Raw genomic sequence first — 240 nt, forward strand, 5'->3', positions numbered from 1 at the left:
CGGTTTTGTGCTGTTCCTGCTCCTTGCCGCCTTCGCACCCGGCCTCGTGGCGCCGGGAGACCCGCTCGCGATCGACCCGCGCGCGGCGTTCCAGCCCCCCTCGTCGGCGCACTGGTTCGGCACGGACGAATCCGGGCGCGACGTCTACACCCGGGTCAGCCACGGCACCGGGGGCTCGCTCCAGATCGGCGTGGCGGCGACACTGATCGGCCTCGGCCTCGGGGCCGTGCTCGGGATCAT

Annotated in this window: 1 pseudogene; it reads left to right on the forward strand. The window is 72.9% G+C overall.

The annotated features are described in order from the left end of the window. Window positions 1-7 precede the first annotated feature (7 nt). Window positions 8-240, forward strand: a pseudogene (locus QN345_RS20335) (ABC transporter permease); the annotation flags it as partial.

Source organism: Cryobacterium sp. 10I1 (genome assembly GCF_035019805.1).
Lineage (GTDB): Bacteria > Actinomycetota > Actinomycetes > Actinomycetales > Microbacteriaceae > Cryobacterium > Cryobacterium glucosi.